Genomic DNA, 21,399 nt, shown 5'->3' with positions numbered 1-21,399 from the left:
TGCTTAGGAAACTAAGCGGTTTTTTTGCTATTTGCGCATAGCGATAACTAACTTACCGCCCGTCTCTTTTGTAACCGCCCAATGCTGCAGCTAACTACTCTGCCACCAGACCGCATAATTGCCGATGCCCGGCACATCTATACTCAGCGCAGGGGCCGGGCTCAAGTGCTCGTAGCTCATCAAATAGTCATCAATATTGATAATTTATTGCCCTGAATTAGCCCAATCACTCGCTACTGTAAACAACTAAAATTTGTTATGTCCCCTAGAAACATAACAACTGTGGCCGCCTAACATAACGTTCGCAATGTCCGCTCGTGGCAAGAAGCAGACGTGTTGATGTCAATCGTCCGCTATGAGCGAAGAGCGGAAGTTGGCATATATATGTCGGCTCATTAAATGTATTAAGTGTGATAACGCCAAAACTGCCCGATAATTAGACATTCAGTATTCCCTAGTAATCACACTAATACACTTTGGGATTACATCCCAAACTTACGCATTCGCATCTCATTAAGTTTGCTTTCAGATGCGATTTTACGTAGGGCGGCTTTTGCTTTTAAAGCTATTGACTCCATTTTTTCGCTACCATTGCTGAAACCACCAAATTTCAAACATGTTGAAACATGTGATGTTAAATTGGGGCCATTAAGCTGTTTAAAGTATGTATAAAACTCATCTTCAGTCGAGTTATAAAGTGTCTCAATATCTTCTTCATTCCAACCATTCTGTCCAGAAATCCGCTCAAGAACTGCTTTGATAGTTGTCCTTGGTTTATCCTGCGAATAAATAGATCTGAATTTATCAACTATTTCCTTATCCTCTAACTTACGATGAAAATCGAAATTATCAGGATTAAACAATTCAACATCATTTCTTCTTTTCGATATGAATTCGTCTATGATACTTGATGCTTTGTCGTTTTCATCAAGCGTTCTAAAAATATTTACCACGCTATCTAAATCTCCAGGGCTGACTTGATGAACATTTAAAATAAAATTATCAAAAAGTTGCTGAACCACTAATTGCTGATTATCTGAGAAACTATTGTGAAAGCTATCCCATGCGCTCCTATAGCTATTATTTTTCTTGTTATTGATAACTTGCTGATTTACGTCAGTCATAGAAAGTATGAACTTTTCTCGATCTAAATATCCTTGCCTCACCAACTTAGCTATCTCTCGGTCTAATGCATCAACACTTGTAAACGAGTATCCCAATAGAATGTTTTTCCAAAGTTTTTCTTTATCACTTAGTTTTTTGGAGTCAACATAATAGATACTTTCAACTGATTCTATAAAATCTAAGCTCGGGATATCCTCATCATGTGTCGAACAGTAATACGCCCAGCTAAACAAAGCTGTAGTTTGTAATAATTGTGTCTTAAGCTCGGGTTCGGTATCTTCAAAGCATCCAATAGCTAAATCAATATATTTACTAATTTTTGTTAGCACTCTAATGTTTTTAATACCTAAAGAGACTGTGAATGCTGATAACTCTTTGTGATAGGTCTTTCTGTTGTCATATGCAATCGCAGCACTCTCCTCAGGCGTAGGAGAAAAATCCAATTCAATATCTATAACTTTTTCTTTATAGGTTTCGTAATCATCCGTCGCCTCAGTTCCCGCATTCAATAATAAAATAACTTTGCATTTCTTTTTTTCTTTTAATAGCGACACTAACCCGAGAACATCTTTTAAATCAAGGCCTGCACCTTTTCTTTCTAAATCATCAATGCAAATCAGAGCTTCAGATATAGACATAAAAGAAAATGCTTCCACAGCTGGTGCGGCTGACTTTATAAAAGGCATTTCTTTAAGTTTACTCCAAGATCCTCGACCTAGCACTTCTAACATACCCAAGGTATTTGTTCTTAGACTCTCTAAATTAGGCTCAGTGCCAATTGAATCTTTGGGGATTGAGTTTTCAAAAATTGTGTACTTCAATTTATCTAGAGAGGAAATGCCAAATAAAGAAACATAAGAGTATCTCTTAGCCGACAGCATAGTTCCTTTTTGGGCCTCAAGTAGTAAAGCCTCCCAACCATAAGTTTTACCTACGCCCCATTCACCTTTAATTGCCATCACTGAAGGGCTGGATTGTGATAAAAAATTCAGAACCTGCTCTCTAATGGTTTTTAATGACATCATTTATACCTTGTTGATGTGCTGTCAGTATCCTTTAACTAAATGCGCTATCGATAGTAGCTAATCATCAAGGTTTATACTAGCTGTGTGCGCTCTATCCCCGCCATGCCTGCCCGCATTATGTAGAGATTTTCATGCGAGTGCATGCCATCAGCATAAGTCCATCAGAATTGACGGGCTGGGAGTTGCAAGGTCCGCTTCTGGCACAAAACTGCCTATGGCAAGGACGTGGGGCATGACTCCCCCTAAAATCCTGTGCCATTCAGAAACAGAATTCCAGCTGGGTAAATGCTCCCAAAAAGGGAGGCTGTGCTGATGAAAAAATCACGATTTATCGAAGAACAAAGGGCCTTTTCCTTGAAGCAGATCGAGCTGGGTACCACGGTGTCAGAGTTCTGCCATAAGCTGCCGCAAGTCAAAACTCTGAGTAGTGTCGATTCTATAGATGCAGCAACACCAATCAGAGGCTCACACTAGGTTAGAGAGTGATGCAATAGGTTACCGTAATTACTGCCCGCAAAACCGATGCCGATGGGGCATCCCAGCACGCTGTAGATCTCAGAAATCACCTGCATCGTTGCGTCTTCTAGGGTTCCTTCATTGCGGCATAAAATCCAGCCGTGATTTGCAATTTCTCGCTCGAACGCCTGGGTACAAGCGATATGCTCTTCCAGCTTATGAATCACCGTACTACTTAGCCCACGCGGTCGGGCCGCTGCCCTCGCCCATGAAATATCAGGCGCAGTAACAACCCCGACATGCAGGTCTGGCATCCACACATTTCGTTCAATGTTAAGCTGTAAAATCTCTGCAAATGGAACCATCCGGCGAAATGCGGCATCCGACGGGTACCAGCGATCCATCAAGATAATGCTGCCCGGAGGCTGCTTAGTCAGCACTTGCTGGGAAATCCAAGCACGGCTATCAGCAAAGCGCTCACAAACCTCCCATTCCAAATCCAGGGTGGGATTTCTGGCGAGCTGGTTTACGAGGGCCATTGTTTCCCCTCTGTAGGGATCGCTTTTTTTCTCGCAAAGTCGGATTACCTTCTTATTGTCTGCCCTTAGTACTTTCGTAATGGCCTCCAACAGTGTGGTTTTACCGGCTCCTTTGGGCCCATCCAGAGAAACAAACAGCGGACGACTCATTCTTCAACTGATGATTGATAAAGGGTTTTTGTAAAGCTCAAATCAGGCAAAAGCATCTTAATTCCTTCGTATGAACAACTGCCCCCTCTTCGTTCGTTGGCGCCGTTTGGCACATCAACGCGAACCGAATAGCAGGCTCTTATAAAAATATTCTGGCAATGATGCTAACTGATTGGTCTAAAAACCTAGGATTACAGCCGGTTACGGTCATTGCTCAGATGTTATGACCCGCACTCTGTAGTTTAAGGGATTCGCTTGGAAAACGGAAAACATCCCAGATTAAGCCGGTTATTTAAGCAGGTGGGAGCTGACTAATGATGGTGAATCATAAGGATGAAGTCTCTTACTGGGAGCATGGTCTATTCCTTACGCAAACTATTTTCTTTCATTCATTCATTCACTAAAAAATAAGTCTACTGCATCAAAACCATGCTGACCAAAGCCAAATCCCATTAGGCGGCGCTGCGCGAGGAACAGGCGCACAGGCTCAGCTATTTCATCGGCTGCCACTCTTTTTTAAGCAGGGCATAGACAAAGGTATTGTCATATTTTTCCTCACCATCTTCCATGGCAAACGAGACAAATTCCGTGAAGCAGCCTTCCTGGCGCATATGAAGACGGGCGCACAATTTCTGCGATGACAAGTTGTAATCTTCAACATAGGCATACAGGCGTCTGGCTTCTTTTTCAGTAAACAAATAATCAAACAGCGCAGAAACAGATTCTGTGGCAAAACCCTGGCCTTCATAACGCGAGTTAAAATGCCAGCCCACACTCCAAGTATTCCGATCGGGCTCTTCACTGTTATCGGCAAATAGATGACCAATAAGTTCGTCACTCTCTTTAATACAGACTGCGAACTGACTGGCATCCTGAGCTCGTTTGCTAACTTCTTTTTTGGCCGCGGCTAATGAACTGAGTTTCTCATCCTGAAAACAAGGGGTGCGGGGCGAAGACAAATAGTCGAAAAGCGCAGGCGCGTCTTTATCGTTGAATGCGCGAATAATAAGCCGCGGTGTAGTGGTTATAATCATGAAAACCTCATATTGCCTAGTTGGTATTTTTGTATTTTAAAGTAAAATTTGCCCAGTTATGTATACAACCTGACCCAGCCCCAATTTTTAGCGCATCGGAATATTATCAATGCCCACTTATGGTACTGAATAAACAGCCAAATTTCTTAGGCTATAGTTTCACTCCAAGGTCGCGACAACATTTTCCTTGAAGATAGAGCAAAAAAAATGCTCACCCCCAGCCTGTAGCGCATAAACTAGCAGCATACAACCAACACATAGGTGGTCATTCTGGTGGTTTTGATAGCCAGAAGAGCTAAATTAAAAAAATCCGCTTAAGACACTCAGCCGTTTTTTTGCTTTTGTCACCGCAGGCGGGCATTCGAATCTCATGGTATTGATTAATTTTATTCTTCTGGGATAAATCCGAGCCTTATCAGATAAACGGCTATCTCTCTGAGATTTATAGCGTAACTTCAGATAAAAAGATGGAAGCTTCCTACTACATACGCTGAAAAATCATATATATTTACATTTTAAAACCCTAATGAGTTCTTTATTTCTCTTTTTCTAAGCACTCTTTTATTTTTTTAATAAAAAAAATCTAATTCGTTTATAATCAACTTGCTGGCGGCAATAATGTCGTCGAGATAAATAGACTTAAGCAACACCAACAGGTGTAAGATTCTTTTCTTGATAATCTATAATTAGAGATTAAAATCACCGAAACAGTACTTTGGGCATCGGCTGTAACGGTTCTTGTTTATCTCATCTTGGGTAATCATTTGAAGTTGAACGGTGCAAACGAGGAGCAGCAAATTAACTCTGCGAATCCCAAGATATAACGGTTACGGAGATAACATGACAAAATCAGTAATGATAGTTGATGACCACCCGGCAATTCGGGTCGCCATTCGTGCATTGCTCTCACAAAGCAACGAATTTTCAACTATTTATGAATCAGTTGATGGCAGTGAAGCCTTAGAAACATTAAAAAATAATCCAGTTGATCTGGTGATTATTGATATTGAGTTACCTAATTTTGATGGTTTCTCCTTACTGAAGAAACTGCAACAACGTGGGTATACCGGCAAATCATTATTTTTATCTGCCAAAAATGAACAAGTTTTTGCTGTACGGGCATTACAGGCCGGTGCTAACGGCTTCATTAGTAAAAATAAAGACATTAGTGAAATTCTTTTCGCTGCACAGAACGTATTGCGTGGGTATTCTTTCTTCCCATCAGAAACTTTGACCCAATTAGCAGGCCAGCCTTCCAACCATGATCCCGTCAATCGGGCTCGTTTGTTGTCAGAACGCGAAATAAATGTTTTGCGCTACTTGGTAAACGGCCTCTCTAATAAACAAATCGCCGATGAGATGTTTATCAGCAACAAAACGGTGAGTACTTATAAAACACGAATCCTAACCAAATTAGGATTAAGTTCTGTAATTGAACTGGCCGATTATGCGCATACCCATAATTTGGTGTAGTTCAGCCAGATTCAAGCAGCGGTGTAAGGCATTATCTTTACATAGTTGGTTTTCTTTACGCACTTTACTGTGCTGTCTGCTGCTACTCAGCGGGCAGCTTAATGCTGCGCTGATAACGGGTCGCCAAGGATGTGACACCGGCCAGCCGTTGACGTTACACAGTATTGCAAATAGTTACAGTGACGACTTATTACTTACCCCATCCACCGACACCCGCCAATCCAGCCGGCGCACCGTGAAAGTGGGTGTGGTTATTGATGCCAATACCCCTTTTGTGGTTAACCGTGATGATAACGCCATTGAAGGAATTGTTGCGGATTACTTGAAAATTATCAGCGATGCCAGCCAACTCTCTTTCCAGATGTTTGGTTACTGCGATTATGGCTTGGTGTTAAATGCCCTGGAAAATGGCCAAATTGACTTGATGGCCGGCACTCCGATGCCCGCACAACCGGGGTTGATTGCTTCCCATGCCTTCTTTACTAACCGCCATGTAGAAGTTCGCAGTAAAAATTGGGATCCGACCAAACGAACCCATCCGGAAACCGTGGCCATCGTCAATAACGAACCCCTCTCCCCTGAATTTTTATTTAATTATCATGCTGATAAGATTGTCGCTTACCCTAACCAACTACAAGGGTTATTGGCTGTCGCCTACGGCAATGCTGATGTGTTTGTCTCTAATGCCACCTCAGCGAACTATTTAATTGACCAATTACAACTTTTGTCCCTGCAAATTCGTAATTTTTCGCCTTATCACCCCGCGCCTTACACCTTTTTGGCGCGGGAAAAGAATCAAAAGCTCATTGATTATATTAATCAAATTTTAGAGTTATTACCCACCCGTGCTACCGGTGATATTCAGCAACGTTGGTTTGGCAGCAAACACCATTATAATATTGATGCCAAATTACTTCTTACAGATCAAGAAGTTGAATGGATAGAAAAACATCCTGTAGTCACCTATGTTGCACCGCTTGATTTAGCCCCGCTGATTTTCCGCGATCGTCAAACTGGGGAGATGGCCGGTTTTTCCATTGACCTTATTGAGATTATTTCGCGCCGAACCGGAATTAAATTTAAACCGGTTTACACCAAAGATACGGGTGAAGGCGTACGTGATTTTATCGCCGGCAAAATAGATATATTACCGATTGTGGCAGTACGTAATGGCCAGTATGGTAACAACCTTTATTCCTCCCCTGTTGCCCAATCCTTATGGGGCATTATGACGCGAGCAGATCGTGTTGATATCAATAATGTCGCTGATCTGGCTGGGAAACGGGTCGGTATCCAATCCGGCAGTGCTTCCTCTGGAATTATTGGTAACCCGCTATTAGCCCAGAAAATTACCTTTATTGAAGCCCCCGACACCATGACACTGGTGCGCTGGTTGCAACAAGGGAAAGTAGACGCCGCCATTAAGAATATGATGACCGCTAATTATCTGTCGGCCCAGAACTTCAATCCTAATATAAAAACAGTGGCTGTAGCCGGTGAAGAGCCCTTGATGATGGCTTTTGCTATCAGACCGCAACTAACTGAGTTAAAAGCCATTATTGATAAAGTCATTGAGTCTATCCCACCGGAAGAGTTAGACAATCTGATCAGTGAATGGAGCACATTCAAACCTAAGCCTGTCAGTTTTGATGAAAAAACATTAGAAAATGAATGGCTGGTGTTAGCGTTAAAAATAAGCTCAGGATTATTATTGGTCTTCGGCTTATATCTTTGTTATCTGGTCTTCAATAAACGCCGCCAGGCCAATTTATTGCATACCCGTTTGCAGCAACAAGAATCCATCATTAACGCATTGCCCTTCGCGGTATTTATTCGGACTAAGAATGGTGAACTCGCGGTTTATAACAGTCACTTTGCCTCAGCCCATCAAGATAAACTCGATGGCATGCTCAATAATAATATTAAGAAAGCCGACTGGCCGATGAACAGTCAGCTGGATCGCGAGATTGATAAGTATTGTCGCTATGTTTTGCTGGATAGAAAACCGCAAATGGTTGATTTATCGCTCGATATCAACGGTGAACTACGCGATATTTTCCTGTGGATTATTCCGTTAGATAACGCAGAGCGCAGCCTACTTGGCGGCTGGCTGGATATCAGTCAGCGCAAAACCGTCGAACGAGAATTAGAAGCGGCAAGGGTCGAAGCAGAAAGTGCTAACCGAACCAAGAGCACCTTTTTGGCGACAATCAGCCATGAGTTGCGCACGCCAATGTACGCCATTATGGGCTTACTTGAACTCGAAATTCGTAATGATCAGCCCGTGGATAAAGATACCCTGGTCACTGTTTCCAAGTCTGCGCAGTCTTTAATGCTACTGCTTGATGACATTATTGACTCTGCCAAAATTGAAGCTGGCCAACTGAGTGTTCACCCGGCCGTGGTTGATTTTCGTCAGGAAATCGAGCGGATGTTCACAATCTATCAACCTATCGCCGATGAACGAAATCTACGTTTCTCCGCCTGGGTAGATGACCAAATTCCTGATTTATTAATGATCGATATGTTGCGGGTGCGCCAGGTGATGGGCAACCTGTTAGGTAATGCCCTGAAATTTACCGAGCAAGGAAGCGTTTCAGTTGATATCACCTGGGAGCCGACTGACGAAAAGCATGGCGTCATGAATATCGATATTACTGATACCGGTATTGGTATCTCCCCTGGTGCACAAGCCACACTGTTCCAGCCATTTAGTCAGGCTAATGAAGGTGAATCGCCGCGCTTTGGGGGGTCAGGTTTGGGGCTGTGGATTTGCCATCAATTGATTCACAAAATGGGTGGGCAAATTACCCTGGAAAGCCAACTCGGCAAAGGTACCAGTCTGTTTATTACTTTACCGCTTGAGACGGCGACTGCTGATGATTTGCCACAAGACGCACACATTATTCAGGCCGATGAAGCACAACTGAATAAGCTGAAAGAATTACGTATTCTGGTGGTGGATGATTTACCGGCTAATCGTCAGTTACTTCAGCAGCAGTTAGCCTTTATTGGTATAGATCAGGTCATGAGCGCCGAAAATGGTGTGGAAGCCTGGCAAATATTGCAGCATCATAGTTTTGATGCCGTCATCACCGATTACAATATGCCATTAATGAATGGCTACGAATTAGCAGCCCGCATCCGCAACAGTGCGACAATGAAAGACATGATAGTCATTGGCTGTACCGCAGATGCTAGGGAAGAGAGCACCAGTCGTTTCAGTGAGGCTGGGATGAATGATTGCATGGTTAAACCCGTCACCATTGATACATTACGCGCAACCCTACTACAGCAAGACATTATCGGCTGTGGCAAGGACCGTGTTCTTCATCAGACTGATGAGGATCATCAGAATAATCTACTGGACGCTGTTATTCATCAAGAGTCAGCATCCAGTGATATCAATAATGAACAAATCTCGCCCTTTATTGCCGCGCAGAATAAGCTAAAATCACTTTCTGGGGGTAATACGGCGGTCGAATTAGAGTTATTGCAATCATTGCTAGTCAGTAATATGCAAGATACCGCAACACTGACACAGCTTTATACTCGCCTCACCACAGATGACAACAATGTCATTTCTGCTGATTTTTATAAAGAAATGGCAAGTTTAGTACATCGAATTAAAGGTGCGATGCAACTTATTGGTGCCCAAACACTGGTGGACAGTTGCATTGAATTTGAATCTCTACTGCACAAACAAGATAAACATGCCTGTATTGAACATGGCGTTGAGTATCTGGCACAATTAGCAGGGGTTAACCAATTACTAATGAAGTTAATTTCCTCATACACAGAAATAGGTAGTTCCACAACTATTAAATAAACCCTAACAATATCGTGACAAATATTTCTTAGAGTTTTATTTTTAACTTTCGAGTATTTGAAATTATCAGAATAAATATATTTATCAAACAAAAAAACATATAACCAATTGTAATAAAAAGATTTTTAAATTCCCCCTCATTTCATACAGATAATTTCCTACACGTATTGTGGGAAATTTCGCATGCAAAATAAAGACGCCTCTCATTCTGCTTCCCACTATTTCCCATTACAATACCAGCGACCTAAAACCAGATAGCAATATATATTACGGATGATTCAATTCAGTTAAATGAACTCTCATTTTTTTGAATGCTATAGGTCTTCGTTGACGAAATATAAATCATAAAATTAAGTAGGAATGACATGGGAAAAAATTTAATGGCGTTGGTGCTACTTACCCTAGCGGGTTCGACATTCGCTGCCACCTCAAATAATACTATTAAGTTTCAAGGTGAAGTCGCCGAACAAACTTGCATGGTTGATATTAATGGCACGGCCAACACGCCTGTTGTTTTGTTACCAACAGTCTCAACCAGCAACCTAAATCAAGTTAATTCTGTTGCCGGTAAAACCAATTTCACCATCAACCTCACCGGTTGCAACATCGCTATTCAAGACACCAAAATCAGCTCCGTTTTTCAGGGGATGAATGTCACAACTGCGGGCAATCTGGGTAATGTGGGAACAGCACAAAATGTTGCCATTCAATTACTTGATTCCAATGGCGTCCCCATTCGCATGTCCGGAGGCAGTGTTGCAGTGCCCGGCATTACCTTGGTCGCAGGCGCAACATCAGCATCACAGGATTTAGCAGCACAATATATTACGGAAGAAGGTCGCGCGACAGCCGGAAGCGTTATTGCTTCGGCCCAATATGCGATCACCTATCCCTGACTATTTGTGAAATTCGAACAGTTTCACAAATACGTTGCCCTGCAGGTAACGGAGCCAAGACAAACCAGAAAAACCAAGGATAAGTAAGCGCTATGACACTGACAGCCCACAAAATTATCGCCTACTCGTTGCTGCTGCTTAGCGGCGTGCCCTTATGGGCGAATGCCAGTGTTGTGATGACAGGAACGCGTATTATTTATCCTGAGGGGACTCGGGAGAAAGTGCTGCAACTTAGCAATAAAGACGAACACCCAAACTTGATCCAATTATGGTTGGATGATGGTAATAATCAGTCTTCACCCTCAAAAGCGGATGTTCCTTTCACATTGACACCACAGATATTTCGGATGGAAGCCCAAAGTGGGCAAGTAGTTCGTTTATCTTATGTTGAACATAATTTACCCAAAGATCGTGAGTCGATTTTCTATCTGAATTTTTTACAAATCCCCGCATTAAAAAAAACCGATACAGAATCTGAAAACAAACTGGTTTTAATCGTGAATAACCGGCTGAAAGTTTTCTATCGCCCGGCCGCATTAAAAGAAAATGTTGATACATTGGGTGAAAAGATCCACGCGACTATTGATAGTGCCAATAGCAATACCATCAAGATACATAACCCAACGGGTTATTATATCAGCCTACGTGATGCCAAGCTGTTAAGTGACGGGAAAACCATTTCATTTGCCACCAGTGAGATGTTCCCTCCTAATTCGACCTCTGATTTAATTTTACCCAGCGGGGTTAAAGCCAAAAAGGGCGAATTGCTGACCTTAAATGTCGTGAATGACTATGGCACCAATATCCCCTGTAATTATTATCTGTAATGCCATCGTGATAATGATACAGGGCGTACCCGGTCACAGAGTGCAGCAGTGAAATTTTCTCCTGGTTTTCTCTGCCTATTGACCCAGGGTCTATTTGTCAGCCATAACGTCTTTGCGGCGGATGAGAGTAATCAAGACGAGTATGTGTTTGAAGACGCCCTATTACGGGGCTCATCACTCGGCTTAGGCTCTATCTCCCGCTTTAATAAAAAAGACAGTTATGAAGCAGGAAAGTACCAAGTTGATCTCTTTATGAACAACTCTTTTATCGATCGTGTCGAACTGCTGTTTATCACGAAAGATGGCGCAGTTGTTCCCTGCTTATCCCTGTCACAACTGTTGCAAGCCGGGGTTACTGACAAAGCGCTAGAGAACGTTAGTGGTGAAGATAATTGCCTGGACTTTAAAACTATTTTACCTGCCAGTGACTATCACTTCGATTACGCTAAATTGCGTTTCGATTTATCGGTTCCGCAACTGTTTGTTAAAAATATCCCGCGTGGCTATGTTGACCCACGGAATCTCACTGCCGGCGAAACTATTGGTTTTAGCAACTACAACCTTAACCAATACCATGTCAGCTATAACAAAGATGGCATTAAGCGCGACACCGATTCAAGCTATCTGAGCCTTAACAATGGTATCAATGCGGGTATGTGGCGCTTTCGCCAACAAGGTTCTCTGCGCTATGACAGCACCCGAGGTGCCAACTGGACATCCAACCGGTTTTACAGTCAGCGCGCCCTGCCGAGCATTGGCAGTGAAGTGACACTAGGCGAAACCTTCAGTTCAGGCCAGTTTTTCTCCAGCCTGGGATTTAGCGGTGTGGCCTTGTCAACCGATGATCGAATGCTGCCGGAATCATTGCGGGGATATGCGCCGGTTGTCCGAGGCATTGCCAGAACGAATGCCAACGTGACGGTATATCAAAATAATCGGGCGATTTACCAAAGTACGGTTTCGCCAGGGCCATTTGAGTTTACTGACTTATCTGCCACCAACTTTGGCGGCGACCTCACGGTTGAAATTCAAGAAGCAGATGGCAGCATCAGCACGTTTCAGGTGCCATTCTCTTCGGTTCCTGAATCATTACGCCCCGGTTATTCCCGCTACAGCTTTGCGGCAGGACAGGTTCGAGATATAGCCAGCCATGAGATGTTTGGCGAACTGACGTACCAGCGGGGGCTAAGCAACGCTATTACCGCCAATGGTGGTGTGCGCTTGGCTTCGGGCTATCAAGCCATGATGTTAGGTGGGGTTTTTACCCACTATATTGGAGCCTTGGGGCTGGATGCCACCTATTCAAATGCCCGTCTACTCGATGATGAGCAACAACATGGTTGGATGGCGCGCGCTTCTTTTAGCCGCACATTTAGCGCCACTAACACCACTTTATCCGTAGCAGGTTACCGTTATTCAACAGAGGGTTACCGTGATTTAAGTGATGTTTTGGGCGTGCGCGCTGCCAGTAATGGCAAAGTGTGGAACTCTGGCACCTATCAGCAGCGCAGCCGGGCGGAGATATCTCTTAATCAAAATTTCAATAATTACGGTTCGCTGTATTTAACCGCCTCATCGCAGGACTACCGCAATGCCCGTAAGCGGGATACCCAATTGCAGTTGGGTTATGCCAATACCCTCTGGCATAACACCAGCTTCAACCTCTCGGTTTCGCAACAAAAAACCGGCGGCGGTAATGAAACTTACTTTATCGATCCCGGCAGTGGCATGCCCGCCGCAAACGGAGCCAGTCTCCTTGCTATCAATGAAACTGTGGTGCAATTGGCTATTTCATTCCCATTGGGAGGCAGCCCACAGGCACCTTATGTCTCCGCCGGTGCCATTAACAGTAAAGCCAGCGGTGCCAGCTATCAGACCTCGTTATCCGGTGTGATGGGCGATGACCAATCCGCCAGCTACAGCATGGATTTTGCCCGCAGCGAGCAAACCAAAGACAACACCTTTAGTGGCAGTTTGCAAAAACGGCTCCCAACCACCAGCTTGAGCGGCAGTGCATCAAGAAGCCCCGGTTATTGGCAAGGGTCGGCCAGCGCACGTGGCGCGATTGCGTTTCATAGCGGAGGAGTCACCTTGGGGCCGTACCTAAGTGATACTTTTGCGCTGGTAGAAGCCAAAGGGGCCAGTGGGGCCAAAGTCATGTATGGGCAAGGGGCGAAGATTGACAGTTTTGGCTACGCCTTAGTCCCGACCCTGACGCCGTACCGCTACAACACCATCACTCTTAACCCCGATGGCATGGATTTCAATACCGAACTGCAAGACGCTGAGCGGCAAATCGCCCCCTATGCCGGATCTGCGGTGAAAGTCACCTTCCGCACGCTGAGCGGCTATCCGCTCTTAATTAACGTCAAACTTGCTGATGGCAGTCAGTTGCCGATGGGGGCCGTGGTGTATAACGCCGGCCAAAAAGCCGATGGCGATAATAACCAGCATCAGGAAGTAGGCATGGTCGGTCAAGGCAGTCAGGCCTATTTACGGGCGGAGAAACTTCGCGGAACACTCATGCTGGTCTGGGGAGAGAGCGCCAATGAACGCTGCCAATTGGATTACGATTTAGGCAAACCCGATAACGACAGACAGCTGTATAAACTCGATGCGTTGTGTGTCGTGTCCCAGCATTAAATTAGGCAACCACATGAATAATATAACGTCCCATCGCGCAGAGCCAAACCGCAGAAAATCACTATTTTGCTGGGGATGGCAGTTGTGCTTATCCCTTGGCTTACTCAGCAGCGCGTTACCCGGCTATGCACAATGTGTCTGGAAGGGGGCAAATATCGGCGGCGATAACTACGGTGCTTCATTGCAGCTGGGTAATATCAATATGACCAGCAATTACATTCAGCCGGTTGGTTCAATTCTGGCCTCCAGCATTATTAGCTTGGTTCCGGCCCGTTTCTGGTCAGATCCTGAAGCTGTTATCTATGAATGCGACCTAAACGATAAAGACAGCTTATTCGAAGTCTTTGCTACCAATGGTGACAGCAATGTTGGCGGCTACACCAATATGGGCGATAACTATTTTCAAACTTTTTTCCCTTATACCGCATTGAAACTCATTCACGCCGATTCAGGGATAGAATTCACCCGCATTTGGCAGCAAGTTCCGTTGAGAAAATACGACGTGGTTGGCAATAAAATTCAGATTAAAGGCAAGCATTTCAGCCAGATCCGGGCTGAATTAAAAAAAGTGGGTTCCGTAAACCACACTCCTGGCCCTGCAACTTGGGGCTGCCCAGGCCCAGCGGCAGATAACTATTCCGGCAGCTATACCTGCAATCAGCCTAATGGTTACGTGGTGTTCAAAGGCCCCGGCATGCCGGTACCCGAAGTGGGCTATGATTCCGCGACCAATTACCAGACATGGGGAACAGGCCGCTATATGGCGTTTGGCATGAATACCTCGCCAGTGTCTGTCCTGACACGTAAAAACACCTGTGTGGTGCGCAATGTGACGCCCTATGTGGTTTTTCCGATTATCACCGTGAATGAACTCAAGAATAACCAGACACGCAGCGCCAGTATTACCGTCGACATCGAATGCCAGTCAGGTACTGAATCCGGCATTAATAGCGGGCAAACTGCGCTCGGCATCCAAACCTCATTACCGGGGTATTTGAAGGCGCAAGGGCTAGGGCTGGTCAATGCCGCCGGCGGGGTGAGTTACCTGCTTTCCGACAATTATGGCACTGACAGCCGCATTGCCACTGGTGTCGGTATCAGCTTAAGTGATAGCAGTGGCGCGGCGATGAACTTTGTTGGCTGGGGAGGGTGTGTCAAAGATTGCGCCTCCACAGCCAGTGCCGGTTGGTATCCGGTTCTCACGGGTGCTAATGCAAATGGCAGCAATGCCGCCGGTTACAATAGCTATTCGCACGACTTCACCGCCACCTTGAAAAAGCTACCTAACGGCACTCCCACCGCCGGTAAAGTTGATGCCACCGCTTATGTTTTGGTGAAAATACAATGAGATACTTTTTTCTGTTTTTACTGATACTCGGCATTCATCAACACGCCATAGCCGGTCTGGTGGCTGGCACAACACGTATTATTTATCAACCCGAGTCACGGGAACGCACATTAATGGTGGCGAATACCAATGACTATCCGGTGGTGGTACAAACTTGGGTTGATGATGGGGATGTAGACAGCACCCCTGACCAGGCCAAAGCGCCCTTTATGGTGTTACCGGCGGTATTCAAAATGCAACCAAGAGCCGCTCAGGGGCTACGTATCATCAATAAAGGCGATAACTTACCCACCGACCGGGAATCCGTATATTGGCTTAATCTGTATGAAATCCCACCCAAAACACGCGGCGATACAGAAGCTTATGCGAAAGTTGCCATGGCGATGAACACCCAGATGAAAATTTTTTATCGCCCTGCGGGCCTCACGTCCACACCCGAGGCCGCGATGAAAAAAATCAGTTTTATGCTGCATAAAAAAAATGATAAATACGTGCTCAGCGCCAAAAACCCGACGCCATACTATGTTTCATTCGGCCAGATCCAGCTGCAAAATCAGCTACAACATTATGCCATTGCACAAGAAATGGACATGATGGTTTCCCCTTTTGCAGAGCGCCAGTATCAATTTGAGCACGCCCCAACAGCACTGAACGGCGAGCTGACACTCCATTACATTTATTTTGATGATGCGGGCAACCAAGTAAAAAATCATCAATTAATAAACGTGACACCGTAACATATGCTGATATTTTAGGGCAAAATAAGCAAACAGCCGCCCCCGCGTAATTCCTTAGACAGCTAACAATGTTGATTGGAGCGAGGAGCCTGCCACATCGGTCATCACCGTCGGAGCGCCGATAAATACAGCCGCCCCGGCTGGATCGGCGCAGATAATGTCGATTTATCATCAAACTCCGCCATGGTACCCGCAATTCCTCTGGTAATTATTGCTGTAACCTCCTAAATTGTTGCCATATTAAATAGATGGGATTTTTTATTGCCTCCCGCTCAGGTCACTTATGTCACTAAAACGTATCGCCAAAGAATTGGCTCTGTCTGTCACTACCGTCAGCCGCGCGCTCAATGGTTACAGTGATGTTTCTTCCGCTACCCGTGAGCGGGTAGAAACTGCCGCAGCGCGGTTAGGCTATCGCCCAAATGCACTAGCAAGACGGCTTAAAATGGGCAAGACCGATGCCGTCGGGCTGGTTTATCCCTTCCAGCAAAATGTACTCAATGACGCGACTTTTCTGGAAACAATCGGCACCATCAGCGCAGCCTTAGCCCGGCATAATATTGATTTACTGCTGGTTTCTGATGAATCCCATGATCAGCACCAATCGTTTATTCGGCTGATCGAAAGCCAGCGGGTCGATGCCCTGTTAGTCGCCCATACCCGACAAAATGATGCTCGGTTAAACTATCTGGCTCAACATCAGTTACCCTTTCTGGCGATGGGTCGCAGCACTCTTGACCGCCAATATGCTTGGTTTGATTTTGATAACCAGGCCGGAACACGGCTGGCAACTGAGCGGCTCATCCAATTAGGTCACCGACGTATTGCCTATCTTGGCGCAAATAATCAGCAAATGTTTGTTATACAGCGATTACAAGGCTATCTCGATGGCCTAAATGCCGCCAACCTGCCCTGTATGCCGGAATACCTGTGCCAGATAGCGGCGACCCGCCGTGACGGCTATGCGGCAACCCGCGCATTACTGGCTCTGCCACACCCCCCGACCGCCATCATTACCGACGGCAATATGCATGGCGATGGCGCAGCCATGGCGCTACAACAGGCCGGTTTACTTGGTTCTGCGGCAATGTCGCTAGTGGTTTATGATGGCCTGCCCACAGATAGCCTGATTGATATCCCGGTCACTCCTATCACGCAAGCAACCCGAGCGGAAGTAGGCCAGCAAATCGCCAGCATGGTCTTGGCATTGATTGCGGGCACCCCTGTAGAAAAACTGCAAGTGTTATGGCAGCCTAGCTTAGGCTCGGAGAACACCTTGCACCCTGTAAAATAAACCTTTAATTATTATGTTGTTACCAGCGTAGCTTCATTAATCTCCCTGCCTTACCGCCCCCTGCACTTCTTAGTTATTCGCCGATTTTATTCTAACTGCATCACAAATCCGAAACGTTTCGGGTGAAACCGAAACGTTTCGGATCAATGCTAAGAATCACTTATAACTTGGAACCCAATAGATTTTACACTGCAGGAAGGCGGTAAGTGAGCACATCCAAACCTTAGGAGAATCAGTGAGGTGGATGCTTGAACACCGCCCTCCGGCAATGTGGAAATGACGGGTATGCCGCGAGAGGATATTTATGGAACAGAACATTCTGCGCCTAACCAGCCCATCCACCGACGTGGTGCTTCGCACTCAACCTTATGCTGAAATACTCTATTGGGGAGAGCCTCTCAGCCACTTTTCAGTTGAGGATATTCAGACACTGACGCGGGCTGTCCCTAATGGCCGACTTGATGTGGATACCCCGGTGACTTTGGCGGCAGAATCTGGTCGCGGCTTATTTGGTAGCCCAGGAATTGAAGGCCATCGCGCCGGAAAAGATTGGTCGCCGGTGTTCAGCACTCTGCGTGTCGAGCAGTCGGGCAACCAAGTCATTATCATTAGTGAAGATAATATTGCTGGCCTGCGCCTGACCCATGAATTGAATCTGGATAACAGTGGCGTTTTGCAACTGCGCAATACTCTGACCAACCTCAAACCGGGCAACTACTGGCTAGATCGCTTAGCCCTGACATTACCGGTGCCCGAACAAGCGGGCGAAGTCATGGCGTTTCATGGCCGCTGGCTCAGAGAATTTCAGCCGCACCGTGTGTCTTTGCAACATGGCAGCTATCAACAGGAAAACCGCCGTGGGCGCACTTCTCATGAATATTTTCCGGCATTTATCACGGGGAAAACCGGTTTTTGTGAACAACAGGGCGAAGTTTGGGGCCTACATTTAGGCTGGAGCGGCAACCACCGGCTTCGTGCTGACGTCAAAACGGATGGTCGCCGCCTCATGCAAGCGGAAGCGCTCTATCTGCCGGGAGAAATCCAGTTAGCCGAAGGGGAAAGTCTGGCTACGCCGTGGCTGTATGCCAGCCATTCGGCCCAAGGGTTGAATGGAATGAGCCAGAAATTCCACCGATTCGTCCGCGAGCATCTTCTTCATTTTCCCCAACCCAAGCCGCGTCCGGTACATCTCAACACGTGGGAAGGCATCTATTTTGATCACGATCCGCAATATATTATCTCGATGGCGCGTCAGGCGGCAGAGTTAGGGGTCGAGCGCTTTATTATCGACGACGGTTGGTTCCGTGGACGCCATCATGACAGGGCCGCGCTGGGGGATTGGTATCTTGACGAGCAAAAATACCCAAATGGATTAACGCCGGTTATTCAGCAAGTTAAAGCTCTGGGCATGGAGTTTGGTATCTGGGTCGAGCCGGAAATGATTAGCCCGGACTCTGACCTTTACCGTGCGCATCCGGACTGGTTACTGGCCCTTCCCGGCTATCAACAACCGGCAGGACGCTATCAATATGTGCTCGATTTACAAAATCCGGCAGTCTTTGACTATCTGTTAGCCCGCATGGATTGGCTATTGGGCGAACAGGAGATCGACTATGTAAAATGGGATATGAACCGTGAGATAGTCCAGCCGGGGCATCAGGGTCATCCGGCCCTCACCGGCCAAACCCAAGCGCTGTATCGTTTGTTCGATACCCTGCGCCAGCATCATCCTAATGTAGAATTTGAATCCTGCGCATCAGGTGGCGGCCGTATTGATTATGAAATCCTCAAACGAACCCATAGATTCTGGACGTCAGATAATAATGATGCCCTCGAACGCCAGCAAATCCAGCGCGGCATGAGCTATTTCTTCCCACCCGAGGTCATGGGAGCCCATATTGGCGGCAAATTCAGCCATACAACATCACGCCAACACAGTATTGCATTTCGGGGTTTAACCGCCCTGTTCGGCCACATGGGGGTTGAGCTCGATCCCGTCAAAGAAAGCCCAGAAGAGCAGCAAGGATTTGCCCGCTATATTGCCCTGCATAAGCAGTTGCGCCCATTACTGCACAGCGGCGATGTGGTCAGAGTCGACAGCCATGACCCCGCGATGCTGATTCATGGCGTGGTAAGCCCACAGCAGGATAAAGCCGTATTTATGGTCAGCCAACTGGCCATGCCAACCTGGTCGTTACCGGGCCAGTTCCGAGTGCCCGGTTTGCAAAGTGCGGCCCACTATCGTGTGTCATTATTGGATGCGCCAGATTTGATTACCTTGCAACAAGGTGGACATGCAATGAAAATCCTACCGGCCTGGATAAAGCAACCCATGGTGGTCAGTGGTGAATGGCTGCAACGTGCAGGGCTGGCATTGCCCGTCTTAGACCCCGAGAGTGCCATATTGATTGAGTTTAAAAAAGTGTAGCGCCCATCACGGCGTGGCGGCAGTTCAGCTGCGCCTTTCCCTAATGTAAGACCAAGGGATATCACTGAATTTTAACCCTATCAGCTAGCATCAACCGGTCGTTTTCATGTGATACGATCAGGTGGGAGAGTCTGTATGAGCGCAATAAATAAACCCAAATCAGCCTTTTTCAACAGCAATAATCCTAACTTTTGGATCTTCGGTTGGTTTATTTTCTTCTACTTTTTCATTATGGCGGCCTGCTTCCCGTTTTTACCTATATGGCTGGCAGATGTTATTGGCTTGAGCAAGACAGAAACCGGGATCGTTTTTTCCTCTTTATCGCTATTTGCTATCTGTTTCCAACCGATTTTCGGTGTTCTATCTGACAAACTCGGGCTTAAAAAACACCTGTTGTGGACTATCACCCTGCTGCTTATCTTCTTTGCGCCCTTTTTCTTATACGTCTTCGCGCCGTTACTGAAATACAACACCCTTATTGGCTCATTGGTCGGCGGCAGCTATCTGGGGTTTGTCTTTTCCGGTGGCTCCGGGGCCATTGAGGCTTACGTAGAGCGCGTCAGCCGTACCCGTGGTTTTGAATATGGTCAGGCAAGAATGTTTGGTTGCTTCGGTTGGGGGATTTGCGCCTCCACGGCGGGCATTTTATTTAACGTCAACCCAGATTTGGTGTTCTGGATGGGGTCTGGCAGTGCAGTAATACTGGCTATTTTGTTATTAATCGCCAAGCCGCAAGCCAGTCACTCCGCCCAAGTGATGGATAAGTTGGGGGCCAACGAATCCTTATTTAACCTGAAAATGGTCGCTGAACTCTTTAAAATGCCCAAACTGTGGCTATTTATCCTCTATATCATCGGTGTCGCCTGTGTTTATGATGTCTTTGACCAGCAATTTGCCAACTTTTTTAAATCATTTTTTGAATCGAAACAAAGGGGTACCGAAATTTTCGGCTACGTCACGACCCTCGGCGAACTGGCCAATGCGCTGCTGATGTTCTGCGCCCCGTGGATAATTAACCGCATAGGCAGTAAAAATGCGCTGTTGATGGCGGGGATGTTTATGTCTATCCGGATTTTTGGGTCTGCTTTCGCCACCACCCCGTTGGAAGTCATCGCCCTGAAAATGCTCCATGCCTTTGAAGTGCCTTTCCTGCTAATTGGCTCGTTTAAATACATTACCTCGGTATTTGATGTGCGCTTCTCAGCCACTATCTATCTAATTGGCTTTTGTTTTTCAAAACAGGTCGCGGCCATTTTCCTCTCTGCGTTTGCTGGCAGTATGTATGACCGCATTGGTTTCAGTCATACCTATTTCATCCTCGGCAGTATTGCCCTGAGCTTCACACTGCTGTCGGCCTTTACCCTCAGCGGCAAAGGGGTATTTGATAATTTCACGCGCCATGTCACCTGGCTGCGAGCCAAAGCCTGATAACCGGCCCCCCACGTCATCAATCGTGGGGGAAACCGCCCCCGGTTTAACTCATCACTCCACGGAATTAGAGGTAAAAAACCAACAAGTTTGCTGAAAAACAAGCCAATAAGCTCATTCTCTCAGCAAACGCGCATTTTTAGTGTTTTTCTACTTTGACAAACGCC

At 46.1% G+C, this 21,399-nt stretch carries 13 protein-coding genes; 10 read left to right on the top strand and 3 right to left on the bottom strand.

The window, feature by feature from the left end; translation table 11 throughout:
* Positions 1-482 precede the first annotated feature (482 nt).
* The 3 genes from YROHD0001_RS00815 to YROHD0001_RS00825 all read right to left on the bottom strand — a co-directional run bounded on the left by YROHD0001_RS00815 (position 483) and on the right by YROHD0001_RS00825 (position 4,329).
* Positions 483-2,150: a hypothetical protein gene (locus tag YROHD0001_RS00815; RefSeq protein WP_004716755.1), complete on the bottom strand. Its 1,668-nt coding sequence runs from the start codon at positions 2,148-2,150 to the stop codon at positions 483-485.
* A gap of 470 nt (positions 2,151-2,620) precedes the next feature.
* A complete protein-coding gene (locus YROHD0001_RS00820; RefSeq protein WP_004716754.1) occupies positions 2,621-3,295 on the bottom strand; it encodes a dTMP kinase in 675 nt (224 codons plus the stop codon).
* A gap of 491 nt (positions 3,296-3,786) precedes the next feature.
* Complete coding sequence (locus tag YROHD0001_RS00825; protein ID WP_004716753.1) at positions 3,787-4,329, bottom strand: GNAT family N-acetyltransferase; 543 nt, start codon at positions 4,327-4,329, stop codon at positions 3,787-3,789.
* An 840-nt stretch (positions 4,330-5,169) separates the two neighbouring features.
* Between YROHD0001_RS00825 and YROHD0001_RS00830 the strand changes: the two genes are divergently transcribed.
* The 10 genes from YROHD0001_RS00830 to YROHD0001_RS00875 all read left to right on the top strand — a co-directional run bounded on the left by YROHD0001_RS00830 (position 5,170) and on the right by YROHD0001_RS00875 (position 21,232).
* The gene (locus YROHD0001_RS00830; RefSeq protein ID WP_004716752.1) at positions 5,170-5,802 is read left to right on the top strand and encodes a response regulator transcription factor; all 633 of its coding nucleotides are present in this window, start codon (positions 5,170-5,172) and stop codon (positions 5,800-5,802) included.
* A gap of 79 nt (positions 5,803-5,881) precedes the next feature.
* On the top strand, positions 5,882-9,631 hold the full coding sequence (locus YROHD0001_RS00835; protein WP_032818359.1) for an ATP-binding protein: 3,750 nt from the start codon (positions 5,882-5,884) through the stop codon (positions 9,629-9,631).
* 365 nt (positions 9,632-9,996) lie between these two features.
* Positions 9,997-10,527, top strand: coding sequence for a fimbrial protein (locus YROHD0001_RS00840; RefSeq protein ID WP_004716750.1), 531 nt, complete (start codon positions 9,997-9,999; stop codon positions 10,525-10,527).
* A gap of 92 nt (positions 10,528-10,619) precedes the next feature.
* Positions 10,620-11,354 (top strand): fimbrial biogenesis chaperone, encoded by a 735-nt coding sequence (locus YROHD0001_RS00845; RefSeq protein ID WP_004716749.1) that lies wholly within the window; start codon positions 10,620-10,622, stop codon positions 11,352-11,354.
* Between the two features lie 48 nt (positions 11,355-11,402).
* Entirely contained in the window at positions 11,403-13,997 is a 2,595-nt protein-coding gene (locus YROHD0001_RS00850) for a fimbria/pilus outer membrane usher protein (RefSeq protein WP_004716748.1), read from the top strand.
* A gap of 13 nt (positions 13,998-14,010) precedes the next feature.
* Positions 14,011-15,345, top strand: coding sequence for a fimbrial protein (locus YROHD0001_RS00855; RefSeq protein ID WP_004716747.1), 1,335 nt, complete (start codon positions 14,011-14,013; stop codon positions 15,343-15,345).
* On the top strand, positions 15,342-16,082 hold the full coding sequence (locus YROHD0001_RS00860; RefSeq protein WP_032818351.1) for a fimbrial biogenesis chaperone: 741 nt from the start codon (positions 15,342-15,344) through the stop codon (positions 16,080-16,082). Before YROHD0001_RS00855 ends, YROHD0001_RS00860 begins: the two co-directional genes overlap by 4 nt.
* 283 nt (positions 16,083-16,365) lie before the next feature.
* Positions 16,366-17,376: a substrate-binding domain-containing protein gene (locus YROHD0001_RS00865; RefSeq protein ID WP_004716744.1), complete on the top strand. Its 1,011-nt coding sequence runs from the start codon at positions 16,366-16,368 to the stop codon at positions 17,374-17,376.
* 304 nt (positions 17,377-17,680) lie between these two features.
* Complete coding sequence (locus tag YROHD0001_RS00870) at positions 17,681-19,804, top strand: alpha-galactosidase (RefSeq protein ID WP_004716743.1); 2,124 nt, start codon at positions 17,681-17,683, stop codon at positions 19,802-19,804.
* A gap of 135 nt (positions 19,805-19,939) precedes the next feature.
* Positions 19,940-21,232: an MFS transporter gene (locus YROHD0001_RS00875; RefSeq protein WP_004716742.1), complete on the top strand. Its 1,293-nt coding sequence runs from the start codon at positions 19,940-19,942 to the stop codon at positions 21,230-21,232.
* Positions 21,233-21,399 lie beyond the last annotated feature (167 nt).

This window comes from Yersinia rohdei ATCC 43380, assembly GCF_000173775.1.
Classification (GTDB): domain Bacteria; phylum Pseudomonadota; class Gammaproteobacteria; order Enterobacterales; family Enterobacteriaceae; genus Yersinia; species Yersinia rohdei.
Note: the sequence above shows the minus strand (reverse complement) of the source record. Positions and strands in the feature narration are given on the sequence as shown.